The 19145-nt window shown below is 73.9% G+C and carries 12 protein-coding genes; 4 read left to right on the top strand and 8 right to left on the bottom strand.

Annotated elements, in window-relative coordinates; translation table 11 throughout:
- Positions 1–50: 50 nt before the first annotated feature.
- The 5 genes from WMF26_RS25460 to WMF26_RS25440 form a co-directional block, all read right to left on the bottom strand.
- The gene (locus WMF26_RS25460) at positions 51–956 is read right to left on the bottom strand and encodes a hypothetical protein (protein ID WP_437994796.1); all 906 of its coding nucleotides are present in this window, start codon (positions 954–956) and stop codon (positions 51–53) included.
- Positions 957–1450: 494 nt separating this feature from the next.
- Positions 1451–2470 (bottom strand): hypothetical protein, encoded by a 1020-nt coding sequence (locus tag WMF26_RS25455; protein WP_437994795.1) that lies wholly within the window; start codon positions 2468–2470, stop codon positions 1451–1453.
- Entirely contained in the window at positions 2467–3474 is a 1008-nt protein-coding gene (gene mvaD / locus WMF26_RS25450; RefSeq protein WP_437994794.1) for a diphosphomevalonate decarboxylase, read from the bottom strand. Before mvaD ends, WMF26_RS25455 begins: the two co-directional genes overlap by 4 nt.
- A complete protein-coding gene (mvk, locus tag WMF26_RS25445; RefSeq protein ID WP_437994793.1) occupies positions 3471–4508 on the bottom strand; it encodes a mevalonate kinase in 1038 nt (345 codons plus the stop codon). Before mvk ends, mvaD begins: the two co-directional genes overlap by 4 nt.
- Positions 4505–5617 carry a polyprenyl synthetase family protein gene (locus tag WMF26_RS25440; RefSeq protein ID WP_437994792.1) on the bottom strand — a complete coding sequence of 371 codons (1113 nt, stop codon included), beginning with the start codon at positions 5615–5617 and terminating at the stop codon, positions 4505–4507. Before WMF26_RS25440 ends, mvk begins: the two co-directional genes overlap by 4 nt.
- Positions 5618–5890: 273 nt before the next feature.
- Between WMF26_RS25440 and WMF26_RS25435 the strand changes: the two genes are divergently transcribed.
- Together WMF26_RS25435 and WMF26_RS25430 are read left to right on the top strand one after the other, a co-directional pair.
- Positions 5891–7807 carry a DUF6345 domain-containing protein gene (locus tag WMF26_RS25435; protein ID WP_437994791.1) on the top strand — a complete coding sequence of 639 codons (1917 nt, stop codon included), beginning with the start codon at positions 5891–5893 and terminating at the stop codon, positions 7805–7807.
- A gap of 319 nt (positions 7808–8126) precedes the next feature.
- The gene (locus tag WMF26_RS25430) at positions 8127–8510 is read left to right on the top strand and encodes a VOC family protein (protein ID WP_437994790.1); all 384 of its coding nucleotides are present in this window, start codon (positions 8127–8129) and stop codon (positions 8508–8510) included.
- 110 nt (positions 8511–8620) lie between these two features.
- On the opposite strand, the gene WMF26_RS25425 is transcribed toward WMF26_RS25430, so the two are convergent.
- The 3 genes from WMF26_RS25425 to WMF26_RS25415 form a co-directional block, all read right to left on the bottom strand.
- Entirely contained in the window at positions 8621–11416 is a 2796-nt protein-coding gene (locus tag WMF26_RS25425; protein WP_437994789.1) for a Kelch repeat-containing protein, read from the bottom strand.
- 271 nt (positions 11417–11687) lie between these two features.
- A complete protein-coding gene (locus tag WMF26_RS25420; RefSeq protein WP_437994788.1) occupies positions 11688–14420 on the bottom strand; it encodes a protein kinase domain-containing protein in 2733 nt (910 codons plus the stop codon).
- Positions 14421–14886: 466 nt separating this feature from the next.
- Complete coding sequence (locus WMF26_RS25415; RefSeq protein WP_437994787.1) at positions 14887–16641, bottom strand: nitroreductase; 1755 nt, start codon at positions 16639–16641, stop codon at positions 14887–14889.
- Here WMF26_RS25415 and WMF26_RS25410 point away from each other — a divergent pair.
- Together WMF26_RS25410 and WMF26_RS25405 are read left to right on the top strand one after the other, a co-directional pair.
- Complete coding sequence (locus WMF26_RS25410) at positions 16640–17197, top strand: hypothetical protein (protein ID WP_437994786.1); 558 nt, start codon at positions 16640–16642, stop codon at positions 17195–17197. The two genes, WMF26_RS25415 and WMF26_RS25410, sit on opposite strands and share 2 nt — an antisense overlap.
- Positions 17198–17477: 280 nt before the next feature.
- Positions 17478–19133 (top strand): SulP family inorganic anion transporter, encoded by a 1656-nt coding sequence (locus tag WMF26_RS25405; protein WP_437994785.1) that lies wholly within the window; start codon positions 17478–17480, stop codon positions 19131–19133.
- Positions 19134–19145 lie beyond the last annotated feature (12 nt).

The raw sequence follows: 19145 nt of genomic DNA, 5'->3' as shown, positions 1-19145 counted from the left end.
GGTTCCCTTCGGCGTGCGCGTCTCCAGTCGCCGGCGCGGCGGGGGCCGGGTCACCGCGCGACCAGGCGCATCGGCGGGCGGCTGTGCTGGGTGGGCTCGGCCTCGAGCTCCTCCAGCTCGAACGCCCTGTCCATGTCCATGTCGAGCTCCTCGAGCTCGCGCTGCGCGCTCTCGCCGGTGTCGAACCCGTCGAGCTCGCGCATGAACCGGTCGATCTCCGCGCAGGTCGCCGGCGAGTCCACGGGCGTCATCGACTGCTCGTGCATCAGCTGGATGAGCTCCAGGATGGTCGCGAGCTTCTGCGATACCACCTCGAGCCCCTCGCGGGTCCGGCTCCAGCACTCGGCGCGCCGGTAGGCGATCGCGAGCCGCCGCTCCGACAGCCCGCGCGTGCGCCCCGCGGACGCGCTCCGGATCGCCTCGAGCGATCGGATCGTCTCCATGAGCTCGCTGTGGTTCGTCATGGCGAGCGACTCCTGGCCGGCCTTGTGCGCGATCGCGAGGCGGATGTAGCTCATGAGCAGGCGGCTCAGCCCGAAGCCGTCGTCGAGCAGCAGCGGGACGGCGCCGCCGCGGCGGCGGATGTTCTCGCGGGTGCGGTCGATCAGCCGGTCGAGGCGCGCGAGCTCCTGCTGGTGACGGATGTCCATCTGCCGGATCAGGCTCTCGCGCGCCCGCGACCACGCCGCCCGATCGGCCTCGTCGAGCTGCGCGTCGATGCTGCGGCGGAAGTAGCCGCGCCAGGGGACGACGCACAGGATCACGAGCTCCGCCCCGAGGCCGAGCAGCAAGAGCAGCGGGCTCCAGCCGATGAAGCTCAGGAGGAGCACGCTCCCCACGACGAGCAGGTTGTACGGGTGGACGAGCACCCGACCCAGGTACGTGCGGGCGGTGCGCCTCCGCAGCGGTGCGACCTGGACGCCGAACGCGGCCAGCGTCGCCCTCGACTCGGCCATGCTCGCGCCAAGCACATCCTCGAATCGGCAAAGCTCTCGATCGCACGTCGTCATGGAGCCCCCTCCTCACCTCGTCCTCTGTCCTCGTGCCACCTCGCCCCGTTCACCACCCCCCGCGGCCGAATCAACGGGTCGGGCGCCCGGCGCGATCGCGCGCGCTCCGCGCCGGCGCGCTGTGAACGCAGGTCACGCTCGCCGCGCCCACGCCGTCAGCGACACGCCCGCGGAGCCCGCCTCGGGGGACCCGACGCCCGCCGCGCTCATCGGACGCCCGCGCGGTAACACCATGAAAAGTCATGCTTTTCTGGCGGCGCTGCGGCATCGCGAGCTCCAGGGTTTTCATGCCTGTCTCGTTCTTCGCATTCGAAGGCCTCGTGGAGGGTCCGCGGTGCGTCGCCGGAGCGCAGCGCCGCCGTCGATCCCGGAGCGAGCAGAGCGGGCTCCGTGCCAAGCGCCGCGGCACCGAGCGGCGCACGATCGGGGAGGGGGCGCGCTCAGGCGTGCGGCGGGCGGGCTGCGTCCAGCACGTGGACGCCGGGGGCGCCGAGCGACATGGGCACACGCTCGAGGCCGGCCGCGGCCGCCGCGGCGCGCCATGCCGCCGAGGGCGGCGCGCCGCCGACGAAGAGGGAGACGTCGCCGCCGCCGGCGCCGCTCGGCGCGAGCGCGGCGCCCTCGGCGGCCGCGGCGGGGCGGAGGCGCGCGAGGGCAGGGGTGACGATCGGCGCGCCCGCGCGGTCGCCGAGCTCCGCGAGCGCGTCGATCTGGCGATCCAGCGCGGCCACGAAGGCGCGGGCGTCCGCGGCGGCGACGGCCGCGCGCGCGCCCTCGGCGGCCGCGCCGAGCAGGGCGCCGTGCGCCCCCGGGTCGCGGGCGGCGAGCGCGCGCACGCGCTCCAGCATGGCGCTCGTGCGCGCCGAGGCGTCGCTGGCGTAGACCTCGATCGCGAGCCCGCCCGGCAGCGCGTGCGACGTCACGGCGAGCGCGCCGTCCGGGCCGAGCCGGCAGCAGAGGACGCCGCCGTAGACGCTCGCCGCGACGTCGACGCCGCTGCCCCCGCCCTGCGCCCGCCGGTGCGCGGCGAGCGCGGCGAGGAAGAGCGCGCGGGCGTCCCACGCGGGCATCGGCCGGCCGGCCGACGCCGCCGCGGCCGCGGCCGCCGCCATGGTCGGCGCGGCCGCCGCGGCGCGCGCCGCGAGCGTCGCCACGAGGATGGCGGCGCTCGAGCCGAGGCCGAGCTTGCGGCTCGCCTCGCGCGGCGGCGCGCCCGCCCCGGCCGGCGCGCCCGCCGTGGGATCCGGCGCCGCCGACCGGAGCGCGGACGCGTCGAACCACGCCGCCCTGTCGAGCGCGCCCGCGTCGATCGCCGCCTGGACCTCCTCGGTGACGAGGTCGGCCTGGCGCGCCGGATCGGCGACGACGTACCGATCGACCGCGGCCACGAGCGCGGGCGCGCCCTCGAGCACGGCGTACGCGCCCGAGAGGACCAGCTTGCCAGGCGCCCGGACGATCACGCGCCCGCGCCCCCGGACGCGAGGTGGGCTCCGCCGCCGGGGGCGGCCGAGATGGTGCGGAGGACGCCGGGGACGGCGAGCAGCGCCTTCTCCACGGCGGGCTGCGCCTCGGGCGCCGTGAAGACCTTCACGTGCGGGCCGGCGTCGATGGTGAAGAACGCCGGCGTGCCCTGGGCGCGGAGCCTCCGCACCGCGGCGATCACCTCGACGGTGGTGCCGGTCCAGTAGAGCAGGCCCGGCGAGGCGGCGATGCTCGAGGCGTGCATGCACAGGGCGCTCGCCTCGGCCGCGACGCCGAGCGCCGCGAGATCGCGGGCGAGGACCGCCGCGCGGACCGCGGCGAAGAGCGACGGCGCGGCGTCCACCCAGGCGGGGAAGTACGGGCTCGTCGCCGCGGTGTGCCGCATGCCGTCGCTGGAGCCCACGTCCTTCGGGCCCTCGCGCGTCACGGCGATCACGACCGCGAGCGGCCAGTGGTCCTCCGGCGCGAGCGGGGTCGCCGCGAGCGCCTCGTCGCCGGGGCGCCCGGCGCGGAGCTCGACGAAGCCGCCGAACGCGGAGCGCGCGGCGGAGACCGACGTCCTCCGGGCGAGGTCGCTCACGGCGGCGGGCGCGGTGGGCAGGCCCGCGGCGGCGCTCGCGGCGAGCGCGAGCGCGGCGAACGCCGACGCGCTCGAGGCGAGCCCCGCCGCGGTGGGGAAGTCGTTGCGGCTGACCACGCGGGCGCGCTCGCGCCGGCCCGAGGCGGCGCGGACCCGGTCGAGGAGCCCGGCGACCCGGCGCGCGGCCTCCGCGTCCGGCGGCACGGCCGCGCCGCCGAGGTGGAGCTCGTCGCGATCGAGCGACGGATCGAAGGCGACCTCGGTCGTCGTGGCCATCCCGGCGAGCGTCACCGAGAGGCTCGGCACGGCGGGGAGGTTGTGCCCGTCGGCCCGCTTGCCCCAGTACTTCGCGAGGGCGATGTTCGGATGGGCGATCGCGGTCGCCCGGCTCACGGCGCTCATGCTTGATCCTCCGGCGCCGCCGTGGCGGCGCCTGCCTTCACGCGGGTCACGAAGCCGCTGTACCCCGCGTCGCGCCAGGCGGCGAGCACGCGGCCCGCCGCGCCGTTGGACGTCGCCGCCGCGCCGCCCGGCGGAGGGGGCGGGAGCAGCGCGATGACCGAGCCGCCGCCGCCGGCGCCGGTGAGCTTGGCGCCGAGCGCGCCGGCCTCGCGCGCGAGCTTGCACAGGGTCTCGATCGCCTCGGTCGAGACGAACATCCCGGCGAGGAGCATCTGGTTCAGGTCCATGAGCCGGCCGAGCGCGATCGCGTCGCCCGCCTCGATGGCGAGGGCCGCGTTCTCGACGAGCGCGGCGATGCCGGCGATGGAGGTCTCGGCCACGGTGGGCTTGCGCTCGAAGAGCTTCGCCACGAGCTCGACCATGCTGCGCGTGGACGACGGCACCCCCGTGGAGCCGACGCACAGCCAGAGGTCGTCGCGCGGGGCGAGGGGGGTCGCGCCGTGCGCCCGGGTGAAGCGGAAGCACCCGCCGCGCGCGGCGGCGGCCGTGTCGATGCCCGACGGGTTGCCGTGGAACACGCGCTCCCAGGCGGCCGCCGCGGCGACCTCGGCGGCGGCGGTGAGGGCGCCCGGCGCGGCGGCCGGCGCGCCGGCCTCGGTCGACGCGATGTCCGCAGCCGACGCGCGCGCGAGCGCGGCGACCGCCCGGGCGATCGCGACCCCGAGCGCCGCCGAGCTCCCGAGGCCGCCGCCGGGCGGCAGATCGCTCTCCGCCTCGACGCGCACCGGGCCGGCGCCGGGGAGCGCCTCGAGGAGCGCCGCGAACGCCTGCGCGACGTCCCCCTCGGCCGGCGCGGCGCCGTGCTCGCGGCCGCCCAGCAGGAGCGCGCTCGCCCGCGCGCCCTCCGGAGCGCGCGTCGCGCGCGCGCGGGCGCCGCGCTCGATGCCGGCGGCGAGCGCGGGCGCGCCGTACACGACCGCGTGCTCGCCGAGCAGGATGACCTTGCCGGACGCCTGGCCGAGCGCCTCGATCATGCGCCCGTCCACCGGAGCGCGCTCGCGGCGCCGCACAGGATCTGCCGCGCCGGCGCGCTCACCGGCAGCGACCGCCCGAGGGCCTCGGCCTCGCCGCACAGGGCGTCGAGCCGCTCCTCGACCGCGCGCCGCGCGCCGCACGCCTCGAGGGCCCGCGTCGCGGCGGCCACGTCGTCGTCGCTCGCGTCCTTGCGGCCGAGCGCGCGCTCGACGGCGCTCCGGCCCTCGGCGTCGAGGCGCCCCTCGGCGGCCGCGAGCACCGCCGTGCGCTTGCCGGCGCGCAGGTCGTTGCCGACCGGCTTGCCGGTCGAGGCGGCGCTCCCGAAGGTGCCGAGCAGGTCGTCGCGCAGCTGGAAGGCGACGCCCACCGGCGCCGCGAACCGCTCGAGCGCCGCCACGGTCTCGGCCGGGGCGCCGGCGAGCGTGGCGCCGAGCGCGAGCGGGCCGCGCACCGTGTAGCTGCCGGTCTTGAGCGCGTGCATCTGCTCGACGTCCTCGGCCCGCCCGACCACGTCGAGGTGCTGCCCGATCACGACGTCCTCGTGCATCGCGCAGAACAGCCGCACGGCCGCGAGCGTCCTCTCCGGCGGCGCCCCGGCGCCCGCGAGCGCGCCGAGCGCGAGGCTCCACGTGAAGTCGCCCGCGAGGATCGCCGACGAGGCCCCGAGGTGCGCATCGCCGAGCACCTCGGTCAGCGCGACGTGCGCGGTGCGGTCCCCCCGGCGGACGGTGTCGCCGTCGATCCAGTCGTCCTGGATGAGCAGGTAGGTCTGGAGCAGCTCGAGCGCGACGCCGGCGTCGATCGCGGGCTCGAGCGGCGCGTCCGGCGCGACGCCCTGGTAGGCGGCGACGAGCAGGGCCGCGCGGAACCGCTTGCCGCCGCGCAGGGTCAGGCTCCTCGCCTCGGCGATCATCGCCGAGACCTCGCGGCCGTAGCGCTGCGCGTGGCCCGCCGCGGCGCACCAGCGCTGCTCGAGCGCGGCCTCGACGCGGGGGCGGAGCGAGGAGAGGAAGTCGAGGAACAGGCGCGCGCCGGGGTCCGCCGTCCCTTCGAGTGTTCGATCGCCGGGGCGGGGCGCGCTCTCTCCGTCCTTCGTGTGCGCTGTCATGGAATGCGCGGCAGCCTAGGAGCCGCGCGCGATCCGGTCAATCTCGGCCGAAACGCCGCGAACCGGCGGCGCCGCGCGCCGCTCATCGACGCCGCCCCCGTGGCTTGGGTCCTGCAATGCGTGGGGCCCGCGTCGCGGGCCGGGGGGGCCGCGCGCGGGCTTCCTGCGAGATCGATTCCTCCGGAGTTGCGCGCCGACCCTCGCCGCAACCGAAGGGAAAGGGGGACTTTCGTGAAGAGATCACCGGGTGGGGTGTTGGGCATCGTTCTCGTCATGGGTCTCGGCGTCGCGGGGTGCAGCGGCCGCGACGCCCGCGAGGATCTCCCGGAGAGCGCCGATCTCGGTGCGTCCGGCACGGCGCCTTTGTCCCGGTGGGCGAGCTCCCTGCCCGCGTACCGCGTGATCGGCCGGAGCGCCGATGTCGCGCGGGCGTCCGCGCTCGCCGGCGCGCTCGGGCTCGCGGCGGAGGGCCTCTGGGGCGGCGCCGCGCTCGGGGCCGACGGGGCGATTCGCTACCTCGACCGGGCGAGGTTCCAGCGCTTGCCGACGAGGAAGGCCTACCCGCCCGCGCCCGGGTTCCGCGACGAGCGCGGCTTCGCCACCGAGAGGGGCGACGACGCCCTGGATATCGAGGCGCTCGCGGCGCTCCGCGTCCTCCCGGAGACGGACGCCGCGGCGCGGGCGTGGGCCGCGCTGGAAGGCGCGCGCCTGCCCTTCGGGCGCGACGTCGCCGTCGGCCACTCGCTCTTCGAGTCGAGCGACGCCCAGGGGCGCTACGTGGCGCGGGCCGCCCTCGACACGCAGGTGAGCTTTCGCGACGCGCTCGAGGGGCTCCGGCTGATCGGCCCTGGCGCCAAGGTCCGGGTGACGTTCGACGCCGAGGGCGCCGTGACCCACCTCGTCTATGCGCGGCGCGACCTCGCGCGCGGCGAGGACGTCGCGATCGTCCCGGCCGCCGAGGCCCCCGCGCTGTGCGCCCGCGCGCTCGGCGGCGGCGCGATCGTCGCGGCCGAGCCGGAGCTCGTCTATTACGCGCCGCCGCTCTCCCGCGAGGTGCGCCGGATCCTCCCTCATTACGTGTGCAGCGGCAGGCGGCGTTTCGGCGCCGAGGTGGTGGACGTCCGCAAGGTGATCGTCCCGGCCGTCATCGACGTTCCGAGGGCGGCGATCACGGTGCGCGAGGACGGCGAGACCCTCTCTGCGGAGGCGAGCGTCACCGGGGGTACTGCGCCGTACACGTACAGGTGGGTAACCTCGGCGCGGTCGTTCGCTCCTGACCGCGCCGACGGGGCGGCGGTGCGGATCTCGCTGGACGGCCCCGCGCTTCGCGGCGAGACGGAGACGCTCACCCTCTACGTCACGGACGCCGACGGCCTGGTCGCGACGGCGGCGCGGCAGCTCCCGTTCGCGCGCGCTGCGGCGCCCGTGGCGCCGAGCGCGCCCGTGGCGCCGAGCGCGCCCGCGGCGCCGAGCGCGCCCGCGGCGCCGTCGGCGAACGAGGGCGGCGCCGTGGTTGGCGCCGAGTGGGTCGGGCGCTGCGGCGGCCTCGATCATTCGGCGGCGAACGTCGATGGTCTCCTGAAGAGCTTCCAGGAGGGGGGCGTCGAGCACCGCTTCAACTGGGGTGAGCTCCGCGCGTGGGAGGTCGATTTCAAGGACCCGGCGATGGGCGGCCAGGACGCGTCGTACGCGGACTCGGTCGATCTCACGTTCTACACGGGGCACGCGAACGGCGTCGGGTTCATGTTCTGCAGCGCCATGAGCGATCGGATCCTTCACTTCAGCGACGCTCACTGGGGCAACTCCAACCTGGAGTGGATGGTGGTCGCCGCCTGCGGCCCGCTCCAGGACGACGCGGGCGCCTGGCGTCTCCGGTGGTCGAACGCGTTCGACGGCCTGCACCTCCTGCTCGGATATGCGACCGAGTCGTTCGACGACACGAACGAGGGGTCGATGTTCGCGAGCCGCCTGCTCGACGACACGAGCCCGGCGCCGCTCCGGCAGGCGTGGGCGACGACGGCGATCGAGGTCCAGCCCGACGACAAGGTGATCTACGCGATCATGGGGGTCTACGGCGCGGGCTGGACGCTCCCGAACTACGACGATCATTTCTGGGGCAAGGGCCCGGTCGGCCCGGACCTGTGGGGGAGCGCGAGGGTCGGCTTCTGGCGGATCTCCGGGCCGACGTAGCGGATCATCTCTCCGGGGCTGATCGCCCCTTCGGTCACCGCGGCAGGTCCAGAGGCGGACCGAGGGCCCGGGGCGGAGAAGCGGCCGCGCCGGGGACGCGCGGCCCGACGCCGGGAAGCCGAGCGCGATCTCGAGGAGGGCGGCCTCGGTCGCGGCCGGCAGCTTGGCCGTTGTCTCGGCGGGAGCGTCGACGGTATGTTACGAACCCGCAGGGTGCTCAGGACGCGCTGCGGAACGCAGCCGGCCCGGCAAGCCGCTTCTGCCGACCGCGCTTTCCGCGGCGGTAGACTGGCGCGGCGTCACGCCATAGGAGGAGCCCGTGAAGCGCACGTGGACAATCATTGGGGTCGCTGATGTGGCTCGCAGCTTCAACTGGTATCGAACGCTCTTCGGTCAGCCGGAGTCGTCGCCTGCTCATGACTATTTCGGCCAAATCCTCGACACCGACGGGACGGTGCTGCTCTGCCTTCACAAGTGGGGATCCCACGAGCACCCGACGCTGGTCAGTCCCGAACGCGCGGAGCCTGGCAATGGGCTATTGCTGTTCTTCCGGGTGGATGATTTCGACGAGGCGCTGTCGCGCGCCAGGGCCCTCGTGAGTCAGCTCGAGGAGGAGCCCCAGACGAATCCCGCCACCGGGACCCGCGAGTTCGCCCTCCGCGATCCCGACGGCTATTACGTCATGGTCAGCGCGCTCTCCTGAGCGCGCAGCTGTCCCTTCGCGCGGCGGAACATCGAGCTCTGGCGTGCTGCGCCTCGCGCTCGACTGGGAGCTCCAGCGCTGGCGCGACGAGACTGCGGGCCTGCTGCGTTTCAGCGCCTGCGGCGGCGCGCGAAGAGGGCGCTCAGGGCCACGAGCGCCGCGAACCCGCGCCCGCTGTTCTCCGCGGAGCCGGCGGCGGCCCGGCAGCCGCCGTCCGGCTCCTCGCTGCCGCCGGAGCCGCCGGAGCCACTCACGCTCGCCATACCGCCCTGACCGACGGAGCCGGCCATGCCGCCGGTGCCGCCGCCGGCCTCGCCCATGCCGCCCGCGCCGCCTATTCCCCCGGAGCCGCCCGCGCCGCCGCTTCCGCTGGAGCCGCTCTGACCGCCGGAACCGCCCTGACCGCCGGAGCCGGCCAATCCACCGGAACCGCCTGCGCCGCCCAATCCACCGGAGCCGCCTGCGCCGCCCAATCCACCAGAGCCGCCTGCGCCGCCCAATCCACCAGAGCCGCCTGCGCCGCCCAATCCACCAGAGCCGCCTGCGCCGCCCATTCCCCCGGAGCCGCCCGCGGCGCCGCTTCCGCCGCTGCCCTCCGGCGTGATGCCGCCCTCGTAAATCTCCGCGCTTCCATGCGCCTCGGGGTCGCCGTCTCCGGACGAACACCCCGCCAGTAACCCCCCGAAGACCAGGACGCGATTGCCATCGAGCAGCACGGACGACGGAGCGTCGCGCAGCCTGCTCATGTTCTGCACCGCCGACCAATCATTCCTCGCGGGGTCGTACACCGCGGCGCTGCGGAGGGTGCACTCGTTGCCGCCGGTCCATTCCTTGCCGCCCGCGATGAGCACCATTCCGTTCCCGAGCAGCGTGGCCGTGTGACGCCGGCGCGCGACGTCCAGGGGCCCAGTCACAAACCAGTCGTTCGTCGCCGGATCGTACACCTGCGCGTGCGGGACCCTCGCCGCGCCCGTGACCAGCACCCGACCCTCGGCGAGCAGCGTCGCCGTGAAATCGGCGGGCGGCATGAGCAACGCTCGCGTGGGCGTCCAGGTATTCGTGGCCGGGTCATACCGATCGGCGCCGTCGCCGCTCACCACGAGCACGCTGCCGTCGAGCAGCCTCGTCGCCTTGTGCCCGGAATGCGCGAAGGTCAGCGTCCCGGCCGGGGAGAACGTCCCCGTGGCCGGGTCGTAAAGCTCCGCCGTCGCCGGGTTGCCGGCGCCGCCGCTCACCAGCACCTTCCCGCTGTGCAAGAGGACCGCCGAATGCCTCGAGCGCGAGACGCCGAGCGAGCCCGTCGCGGCCCAGGATCGCGTCGCCGGATCGTAAACCTCGGCGACCGCCGTCCCGCCGCCCACGGCGAGGATACGATCGTCCGGGAGCCGCAGGAGAGCGACGCTCGGATCGTGGTGCGCGACCATGGCGCCGGTGAGCGACCACGTGTCGCTCGCCGGATCGTAGGCCTCGGCCGTGGACGGCGAATCGCCGCCCACGACGAGGATCTCGCCGGTCGAGACCCGGATCGACGCGGGCTTGCGGCGCGCGCGCGAGAGCGGCGCGACGTCGCTCCAGGCGTTCGTCGCCGGATCGTAGAGATTCGCGGACAGGGTATCGTTCCAGTCGTTGTCGTACCCGCCGGCCACGAGCACGCGGCCATCGGCGAGCTCGGCCCACGTGCCGTCGTGCCGCGGCACGGGCATGTTCCCGGCCGGCGTCCACGCGGGCTGGCAGCCGACCGGCACATCGCCGACGCAAGCGCCCGCCTGGCAGACGCCGTTCGCCGTGCAACCGTCGGCGCTGCCGCACACGGCACCGCTCAGCGGCGTGCAGGTGCCGTCCGCCGACGCGCCCGCGTCCACCGCGCACGCGTCGCACGAGCCCCCGTCACACGCGGTGTCGCAGCAGACGCCATCGACGCAGAAGCCGCTCGCGCATTCGCCCGCGAAGAGGCAAGGAGCGCCCGGGGCCGCGAGCGCGAGCACCTCGACGCTCGCGCTCCCGCCGCCGGCCACGAGCACCCGCCCGCCCGCGAGCGCCGTGGCGGTGTGGCCGCTCCGGTCCGTGTTCAGGTACTTGCCGAGCGACCACGTCCCGCTCGCCGGATCGTAGACCTCCGCGATCGCGCCGCCGCCGGCGACGAGCACCCGCCCATCGGCGAGCGGCGTGGCCGTGTGACTGTCGCGGGCGACGTTCAGCGGCGCCGCGGTCGTCCAGGTGTTGCTCGCCGGATCGTAGAGCGCCGCGCTGCGGTTCGTGGAGGAGAACCCTTCACCGCCGTAGTCGGTGTAGCCGCCGGCGACGAGCACCTTGCCATTCCCGAGGAGCGTCGCGGTGTGGCCTCTGCGGTTCTGGATCGAGCCCGCGGCCGTCCACGTGCCCGTGGCCGGATCGTAGCGCTCCGCGCTGCCGATGGGGTCGCCGGAGGGGCCCACCCCGGCCACCACGAGGACGTCGCCGTCCGGCAAGAGCGCGGCCGCGTGGGAGGAGCGCGCCTGCGCCATCGACCCCGCGTCGGTCCACGTATCCGAGGCGGGATCGTAGATCTCGCTCGTCCTTATCATCCACTCTTCGAGCTCGCCGGCGGCCACGAGGATCCGGCCGTCGGGCAGGAGCGTCGCGGTGTGGCGCTCGCGCGGCGTGAGGAGCGGCGCGGCGAGCGTCCATGTGTCCGTGGCAGGGTCGTAGATCTCCACGGCTTCGGTCATGCCGCCGGCCACGACGACCCTGCCGTCCGGAAGGAGCGTCGCGGTATGCCCCGTGTGCGGCGTGCTCATCGACGCGACGAGCGTCCATGTATTCGTGTCAGGGTCGTACACCTCGGCCGTGGCGCTCGCTCCACCGGCCACGAGGACCTTCCCGTCGAGCAGCCGTGTCGCCGTGTGCCTGCTCCGGGCGACGTTCATCGGCGGCGCGACGTCCCAGCGTGGCGCCGTGAGCGCGGCGGCTGCCGCCTCGATGCCGTGCTCCCTGGCGCGACTTCGTGGCTCATCGGCGCCATGGCATCCGAGCGGCGCGGCGAGCAAGACAGGGGCGAGGCGGCGCAAGAAGGAGGCTGAACGCACGCTCGACGATAGCGGTCTCAGCGCCTTGGCTGTCAAGAGAAAGCGATGGCCGCGGCGGACAGGACACCGTGGAGCTTCGTCCACAGCAAGCCTCGCGGGACGGGGGACGGCGTCAGTACCCGAGCCACTTCGGGTCGAGCTCGATGGAATAATGATCCACGAACCTGAACGCCACGCCCCCCGCGTCCCCGCTCGCGCGGATCGTATACACCGACTCGTTCGCCTGAGGCCGATGGTCCGTCGGGCTGAACGAGATCGGCCCCGCCGTCATCCCGTCGAGCACCACGTTCTGGAACGACTCCAGCGCGTTCTTCAGGTCCTCTCCCGTCGGCCGCTCCCGCCCCGCGTCGACCGCCCGCTCGACGGCCTCGCGCCACATGAGCGCCGCCGCGTGGCCCTGGACATAGAACTGGTCCTGATACCGGTCGAGCGGGTGATCGTCCTTCTCCCGGTACACCCGGTGGATCCGCAGCATCTCCGCCATCCCGCTCGAGTGCTGCGTGTCGCCGTAGATCGGGACCGGGAACAGCCCGTAGAAGATGCCGGCGCAGTCGGCCCCGCAGATCGACAGCGTCCGCTCGCCGATTCCCCAGTTGTTCGCCATCACCCGCAGCTGCCAGCGGTCCCTCCGCGGGAACGCCTGCCCTGGGAACGCCTGATCGATGAGCCTCTGCGCGGCGGCGGCGCCCTTGCCGACGAAGGACGACGAGACGACGCTGTTGCCCGCCCAGAACCAGCTCGTCGGGACATAGGACGGGTCCGCCCGCCTCTTCTCGATCTCTCGCTTCACATAGCGGGTCACCGCCTCGACGATGAGCCCCTCGTCCTCGAGGGAAGACGTCTGCGGCACGACGAGATCCTCGCCGAGCAGCATGCCGGGCAGGTGCTCCACGTATGATTTGCCCGCCGCCAGCGGATCGACGCAGTAAAGACACCGGTCGATCGTGTCGTGCACCATCGCGATGCGCCCGGGCGCGATCTTCCAGGCCGCCTTCACCCCGATGCGGATCGCGGTCGAATAGTCCGTGGCCGGGAAGAAGATGTACGGATAGCCCGGGCTCGTCTTGTGCTCTGTCGCCGAGATGCTCTGTCCGAGGGCGTTGAACTCGGCGTAGGGCACGTCCGCCGAGATCGGCACCGGCGTGGCGAGCGAGCCGGCGTACGAACCAGGGATGATGAGCTTCTTCTCCTCCGCGAGCTTCGGCGCGACGCGCGTGGTCGGCCCGGTGCCGAAGATGAACAGCGTGGAGACCTCGCTCCACGCGGGCTCCCGCCGCCACGCCGCGATGACCTCCTCCGTCCTCGCCGGGTCGTACTGCGCGTCCCTCATGTCGACGTCGATGGGACAGCCGCGGATCCCCCCATGGCTGTCGTTGAGGTGACGCAGGTAGTCGTAGACTCCGTAGCTGTACGGCGGCGCGATGTCGGTCGCCATTCCGGTGGCGCCCGTCGTGATCCGGACGCGGAGCGTCCCCGTGCAGCGGGCGCCCGCGGCGGCGGCGGACCCGGCGAGCGCGGCGGCCCCAGGGGCGACGGAGCGCGCCTGCCTGTCCGGTCGGCGCACGGAGATCGCCAGCGCCGCGATCAGGGCGGCCACGCCGAGCGCCCCGATGAGGTAGCTGCGCTGCTGCGGCGTGCCGGCCGCGCGGAGGGCCGGCTTCAGGCTCGTCGAGTCGGACGTGGCGCGCACGGGGCCCGGCGGCCCCGCCGTCCGCTGGCCGATCTCCTCATCGAGGGGGGTCAGGGCCTGGAGGCGCCGCCCGTCCGAGCCCTCGATCGCGCTCGGGCGGGACAGGCGGGGCTCCAGGATCACGCTCGGGCGGCCCGCGCCCTGCTCGATGTACGCCTTGATCTGCCGCTGCATGCTGGCGCGGCGCTCCGCGAACACGGCCAGCATCCGCGCGCCGATCTCGTCGGACCGCACGTCCTCGCCGGACCCGCGCAGGTAGTCCTCGAGCGCCGCGCGCATCTCCTGCGCGGTCGCGTACCGCTTCGCCGGGTCGCGCTCCAGCGCCCGCGCGACGATTGCGTCGAGCGCCGGCGGGATGTCCGGGTGGACGAGCGAGGGCCGCTGGATCTCGTCCACGGCCGCGAGCTTCCAGAGCGCGCTCACGGCGTCGCCGCCGAAGAGCCGCTCCCGCGTGAGGAGCTCCCAGAGCACGATCCCGGCCACGAAGACGTCGGCCCGCCGGTCGATCCCCGCGCTGTCGGCCGCCTGCTCGGGCGCCATGTAGGACGTCTTGCCCTTCAGCTTCCCGGTCTCGGTGAGGTCCGTGTTGATCGACGCCTTGGCGATGCCGAAGTCGAGCAGCTTCACCGCGCCGTCGTACGTGACGAAGATGTTGTGCGGGGAGACGTCGCGGTGAACGATGCCGAGCGGCGTGCCGTCGTAATCGCAGAGCTCGTGCGCGTAGTGGAGGCCGCCCAGCACGTCGGCCACGATCCGGACCCAGACGCCGCGCGCGAAGCCGTCCGCACCCGGCTCCCCCTGGGCCACCGCCCTCATGATCGCGTTGAGCGGCTGGCCCTCCAGATACTCCATCACGGTGAAGTAGCCGGCCTCGTCCACGCCGACCTCGTAGGTCTGGACGATGTTCGGGTGGTTGAGGCGCGCCGACAGCTTCGCCTCGTCGAGGAACATGGTGACGATCTTCTCGCCGTCGCCGCCCACGCCGCGGTGGCGCTTGACGACGACGAGCTTGTTGAACGACCCCGGCCCCCGCGCGATCGCCAGGAACACGTCGCCCATCCCGCCCCGGCCGAGCTTCGCGATCGGGCGGTACTTGCCCATGATCGCCGTCTGGGTCGGCTCCGCGTCCGAGCTGTCTTGACCCGTGCCCACCATGTCCCCGGCCGTCCTCAGACGCGCGCGCCGCTCCGAAGGAACTCGCTATGGGAGCAAAGACCGATATCCTTGTCAACGCCCCCGGCCCGCGACGCAGGCCCGATGACCGCGGCGGGTCTTGCCGTCGTTGGTCGGGTGGGTCGGGTGGGTCGCGTGGGCTGTGCGCGCTGCGCGCACAACACGCGTTGCGCGTGGCTCACGTGTTGCGCGCGGCGCACGCGCTGCGCGCGGCGCACGCGCTGCGCGCGGCGAAGCCGCTTGCGATCTGGCCGTCTGGGTCGCGGCGTCGACGGAGCTCTGTGGTGATACGGCCGAGCGGGCATCATGAATTCGAAGCCGGTTTGCGATTTGTTGTGAGGACGTTATTTGGCCGCGCTGCGGTACGCCGGCGGGGCGCCGCGGCGACCCGAGATCGGTCGCGATCATGCGAGGCGCGTGCCTGTCGGCGGTCGCCGGCGGCGGCGGCTCAGGGCGCCTCGGGGCCGCTCCCGCGGGGGCCGCGCGCCGGAGGCGGAGGCGCGGCGGGCCGTGCGCGCTCGAGGTGCTCGTAGGGCGCGAGCGTCATCAGCCGCGTGTCCTCGACGGGGCCGCCGACGGTGAAGTGATAGAGGCTCTGCACGTCGCCGCCGGCGATGCCGCACAGCTCGTGGAACACGTCGTCGAAGTAGCAGCCGATGCCGGTCGCCCGCACGCGGCCGCCGCTGTCCCGCGCGGCCTCGGCCTCGAGGTACAGCGCGTGGCCGAGGACGCCGGCCTCCCAGAAGAGCCGCCGGTACCACGGCGCGCCGCGCTCCCGGAGCGTGGCGCCGAGGTCGGCGACCATCCCGAGGCTGAACGCGCCGTCGGCGGCGATCTCCTGATGACAGCTCACGATCTGCGCCGCGCTCCGCAGATCGGCCTCGGAGAGGCGATAGAGCCGCAGGTGATCCGGACACCCGGGCGGCTTCTCCCACGCGAACGGGTGCGCGAGGGCGGCCTTCAGCCGCTCGTGCGCGGCCTCCGACCGCTCGAGCGCGTAGAGGCCCGGGTCGAGGCCGCGGACGCGGTGCACGAAGACGACCGCGTGCACGAGCGGCGCCCACGGGAGCGCGTCCCACGGGGGCACGCCGGGGCGGGGGAGGAGGTGGTCGAGCATGGCGTAGAACGCCTCGGCGCCGATCGACGTGCGGCCGTCGTACGCCGTGGCGCTCCGCCGCGTCCGGAGGATCTCCGACGCGAGCGCGCCGCCGCCGCCGTGGTCCGACAGCGGGGGCAGGCCGCTCTCCAGGGGGGCGGCCGGCTCCTCGGCGTGGGCCTTCCAGGTGGCGCCGGCGACGTCGTCGATGACCTCCCAGTCGACGTGGCTCGGGCTCAGCGCGTTCGCCCGCCCCGCCCACGCGCCCTCGCCGGTGAGGCGGGTCAGCTCGGCCGCGCGCGCGGCCGCCGCGCGGGCCGCGGCGAGCGCCGCCTCCCGGGCGAGCGGCGCGGCGGGCACGACGAGCAGCGCGGCGTCGGGGTGCTCGCGATCCGCCGCCGCGACGCCCGCGAAGTCCGCGGCCCGATCGAGGCCGAGCAGCGCGGACAGCTCGCCGTCGCCGAGGTCGCCGAGCAGCACGGCGGACCAGCCGAGCGCGGCCGCGGCATAGCGGACGGCCGCGATGGCGTGACCGGCGTCGTGCTGGCAGTAGCGGAACGCCCGCTCGCCGTACTTCCACGCCTCGCGCCAGTGGACGGAGCTCAGCCCGACGAGGAAGCCGCCGGCCGGGAGGAGCCCCGCGAGCGCGCGGGCAGGGCCGGCGCCCAGCGCGCATCGGCGCTCGAGCGCGTGATCGCGGCTCACGTAATGATAGAGGCCCGCCGGCAGCCCGGGCGCGCCGGCCGAGAGGAGGTATCCCTCGGTCGGGTGGAGATTCCCGCTCGAGGGGTTGCAGCGGAGCGCCCAGCGCGAGCCGCGGTATTCCTTCCAGGCGGAGAGGCCGAGCGAGAGCTCGAAGAGGGCCGCGATGGAGTCGAGCTCGACCGCGGCCGGCGGGATCGCGCCGGGGCGGTAGAGATCCCGGTACGCCGCGGCGAGCCCGCCGGCGCGGAGCGGCAACGGGACGACCGGGGCGCCCTCGAAGGTGCGGAACGGATCCGGCTGCGTGCTCCAGTCCATGGCGCCCGGGCCGCGCGCATAGCGCCTCAGATGATGCTTCGTGCGCGTGTGATAGGCGAGCGCGCGCTCGACGGGGCTCGTGGACATGGGCCGCTCGTCGCGCAGGGTAGCAGCGCCGCGGGGCGCCGCTACCGCGCCGAGCGGGCTCGTCCGCGGCTCGGCGATCCCTCCTTCAAGGCATTCTCGCTCTCGCTCTACCGAGTCTCGCCGTGTCCTCTGCGTTTCGAGATCTCGTCCTCCCCACGAGAGCCCAGGGGCCCGCGCGCGAGGCGGGGAGAGACGCGAGGATGGCGCTGTCCGGCAGCTCGGCGTGGTCATGTTCCTGGCCGGCGTCGGCACCCGCTCGGGGTACTCGTTCGCGCACACCCTGCAGCAAGGCGGCGCCGCGGCGCTGATCGGGAGCGGCGCGGTCATCACCGCGGTCGTCGCGTTCGGCACGCTGCTCGTCGGCCACCGGCTGCTCCGGATCCCGATGGGGACCCTCACCGGCATGCTCGCCGGCATCCAGACGCAGCCCGCGGTGCTCGCCTTCAGCCTGGAGCAGGCGCGCAGCGACGCGCCGAACACGGGGTACGCGTCGGTCTACCCGGTGGCGACGCTGGTGAAGATCGTGGCGGCGCAGCTCCTCGTGCGGCTGCTCTGAAGAGCCGCCGCCGGAGCGACGAGCTCCGCGACGCGCGCGAACGGCCTCACCCAGGCGCCGCGCCGTACCGTCGGACATCGCAGGACACGAGGCGGGCACCGCGGTCGAGCAGCGACCGGGCCGCTCGTTGATGCGCTCATGGCGGAATAATGCAGTGTCGGTGTTTGCGAAAACTTTTTGAAACATTGTGTGAGCCGGGGGCTGGAAAGCAATCACTCGGTCTCCTAGCGGTCGGGCGGAGGTGGCGGGACTCACGTCCTGCCGAAGAACGACTACTGCCATGCCCAAGCCAAACATCCCGGACCCACCAGAGCCAGCACCTACAGCGCCGGCTCCATCGACGTGGAAGTCCGATCTCGTCTCAGGGTTCCTCGTCTTCTTGATCGCTCTCCCGCTCTCCCTCGGCATCGCCATGGCGAGCGGATTCCCCCCCATCGCAGGTGTGCTTACCGCCGTCGTCGGCGGCGTCATCGCCACCTGGCTCGGCAGCGCGCCCCTCACCATCAAGGGCCCGGCGGCGGGGCTCATCGTCATCGCGCTCGGCGCGGTGCAGGAGCTCGGCGGCGGGGACAACGCGACAGGCTACCGCCGCGCGCTCGCCTGCATCGTCGTCGCCGCCGCGGCGCAGATCGCCTTCGCGCTCGCGCGCGCCGGCACCCTCGGCGACTTCTTCCCCTCCTCGGTGGTGCACGGCATGCTCGCGGCCATCGGGATCATCATCTGCTCGAAGCAGGTCCACACGCTCCTCGGCGTCACCCCGACGTCCAAGGCGCCGCTCCACCTGCTCCTGGAGATCCCGGCGAGCGTCCTGCGGATGAACCCCGAGATCGCCCTGATAGGCGTCCTGTCGCTCGTCCTCCTGTTCGGCTATCCGGCGGTGGCCAGGAGGACGCGGTGGATGCAGAAGGTCCCCGCGCCGCTCCTCGTGCTCGCGGCCTCGATACCGCTCGCGTTCGCCTTCGACCTCGAGCACGAGCACACGTACACGCTGTCGGTGACGGATTCGGTCCACACGATCGGGCCGAAGTTCCTCGTCACCTTGCCGGGGAACCTGGCGCAGGCCATCGCCTTTCCGGACTTCAGCCAGGTCGCCACGCCCGCTTCGATGAAGTATGTCCTGATGTTCTCCCTCGTGGGAAGCATCGAGTCGCTGCTGTCCACGAAGGCGGTCAGCTCCCTCGATCCCGAGAAGCGCCGCCCCGACCTCGACAGGGACCTGCTCGCCACCGGCGCCGGCAACCTCGTCGCGGGCCTGCTCGGCGGGCTGCCCATGATCTCGGAGATCGTCCGCAGCTCCGCGAACATCGGCTACGGCGCGAGGAGCCGGCTCTCGAACTTCTTCCACGGCGCCTTCCTCCTGCTGTTCGTCGCGTTCGCGCCGGGGCTCATCCACCGCATCCCGCTCGCCGCGCTCGCCGCGATGCTCACCTTCACGGGCACCCGCCTCGCGGCTCCCACGGAGCTCGTGAAGACGTTCCGCATCGGCAAGGAGCAGCTCGTGGTCTTCGTCGCCACCGCCGCGATCACCATCGCGACCGATCTGCTCGTGGGGGTCGTGGCCGGGATCGCCGTGGAGATGTTCATCCACGTGCTCCACGGCGCGCCGCTCCGCAGCCTCTTCCGGCCCGAGATCGAGGAGCACGTCGAGGGCGGACGGCTCGTGCTGCGCGTCAAGCAGGCCGCCGTCTTCAGCAATTACCTCTCGATCAAGCGGAGGCTCGCGCGGCACCGGGACGTCCCTGCCATCGAGATCGACTTCGCCGCTACCCGCCTGGTCGATCACACGGTCATGGCCAACCTGCACGACCTCAAGGCGCTGCTCGAGCGCGAGGGGCGGGCGCTCTCGCTGTCGGGCCTCGACGACCACGGCCCGATGTCGTCGCACCCGCTCTCCGCGCGGAAGAAAGTGGCCTTCGCGCCCGCGGTGAGCCGGTGACCCGCTGAGCCG

The sequence above is a fragment of the Sorangium sp. So ce185 genome, from assembly GCF_051526825.1.
Lineage (GTDB): Bacteria > Myxococcota_A > Polyangia > Polyangiales > Polyangiaceae > Sorangium > Sorangium cellulosum_D.
Note: the sequence above shows the minus strand (reverse complement) of the source record. Positions and strands in the feature narration are given on the sequence as shown.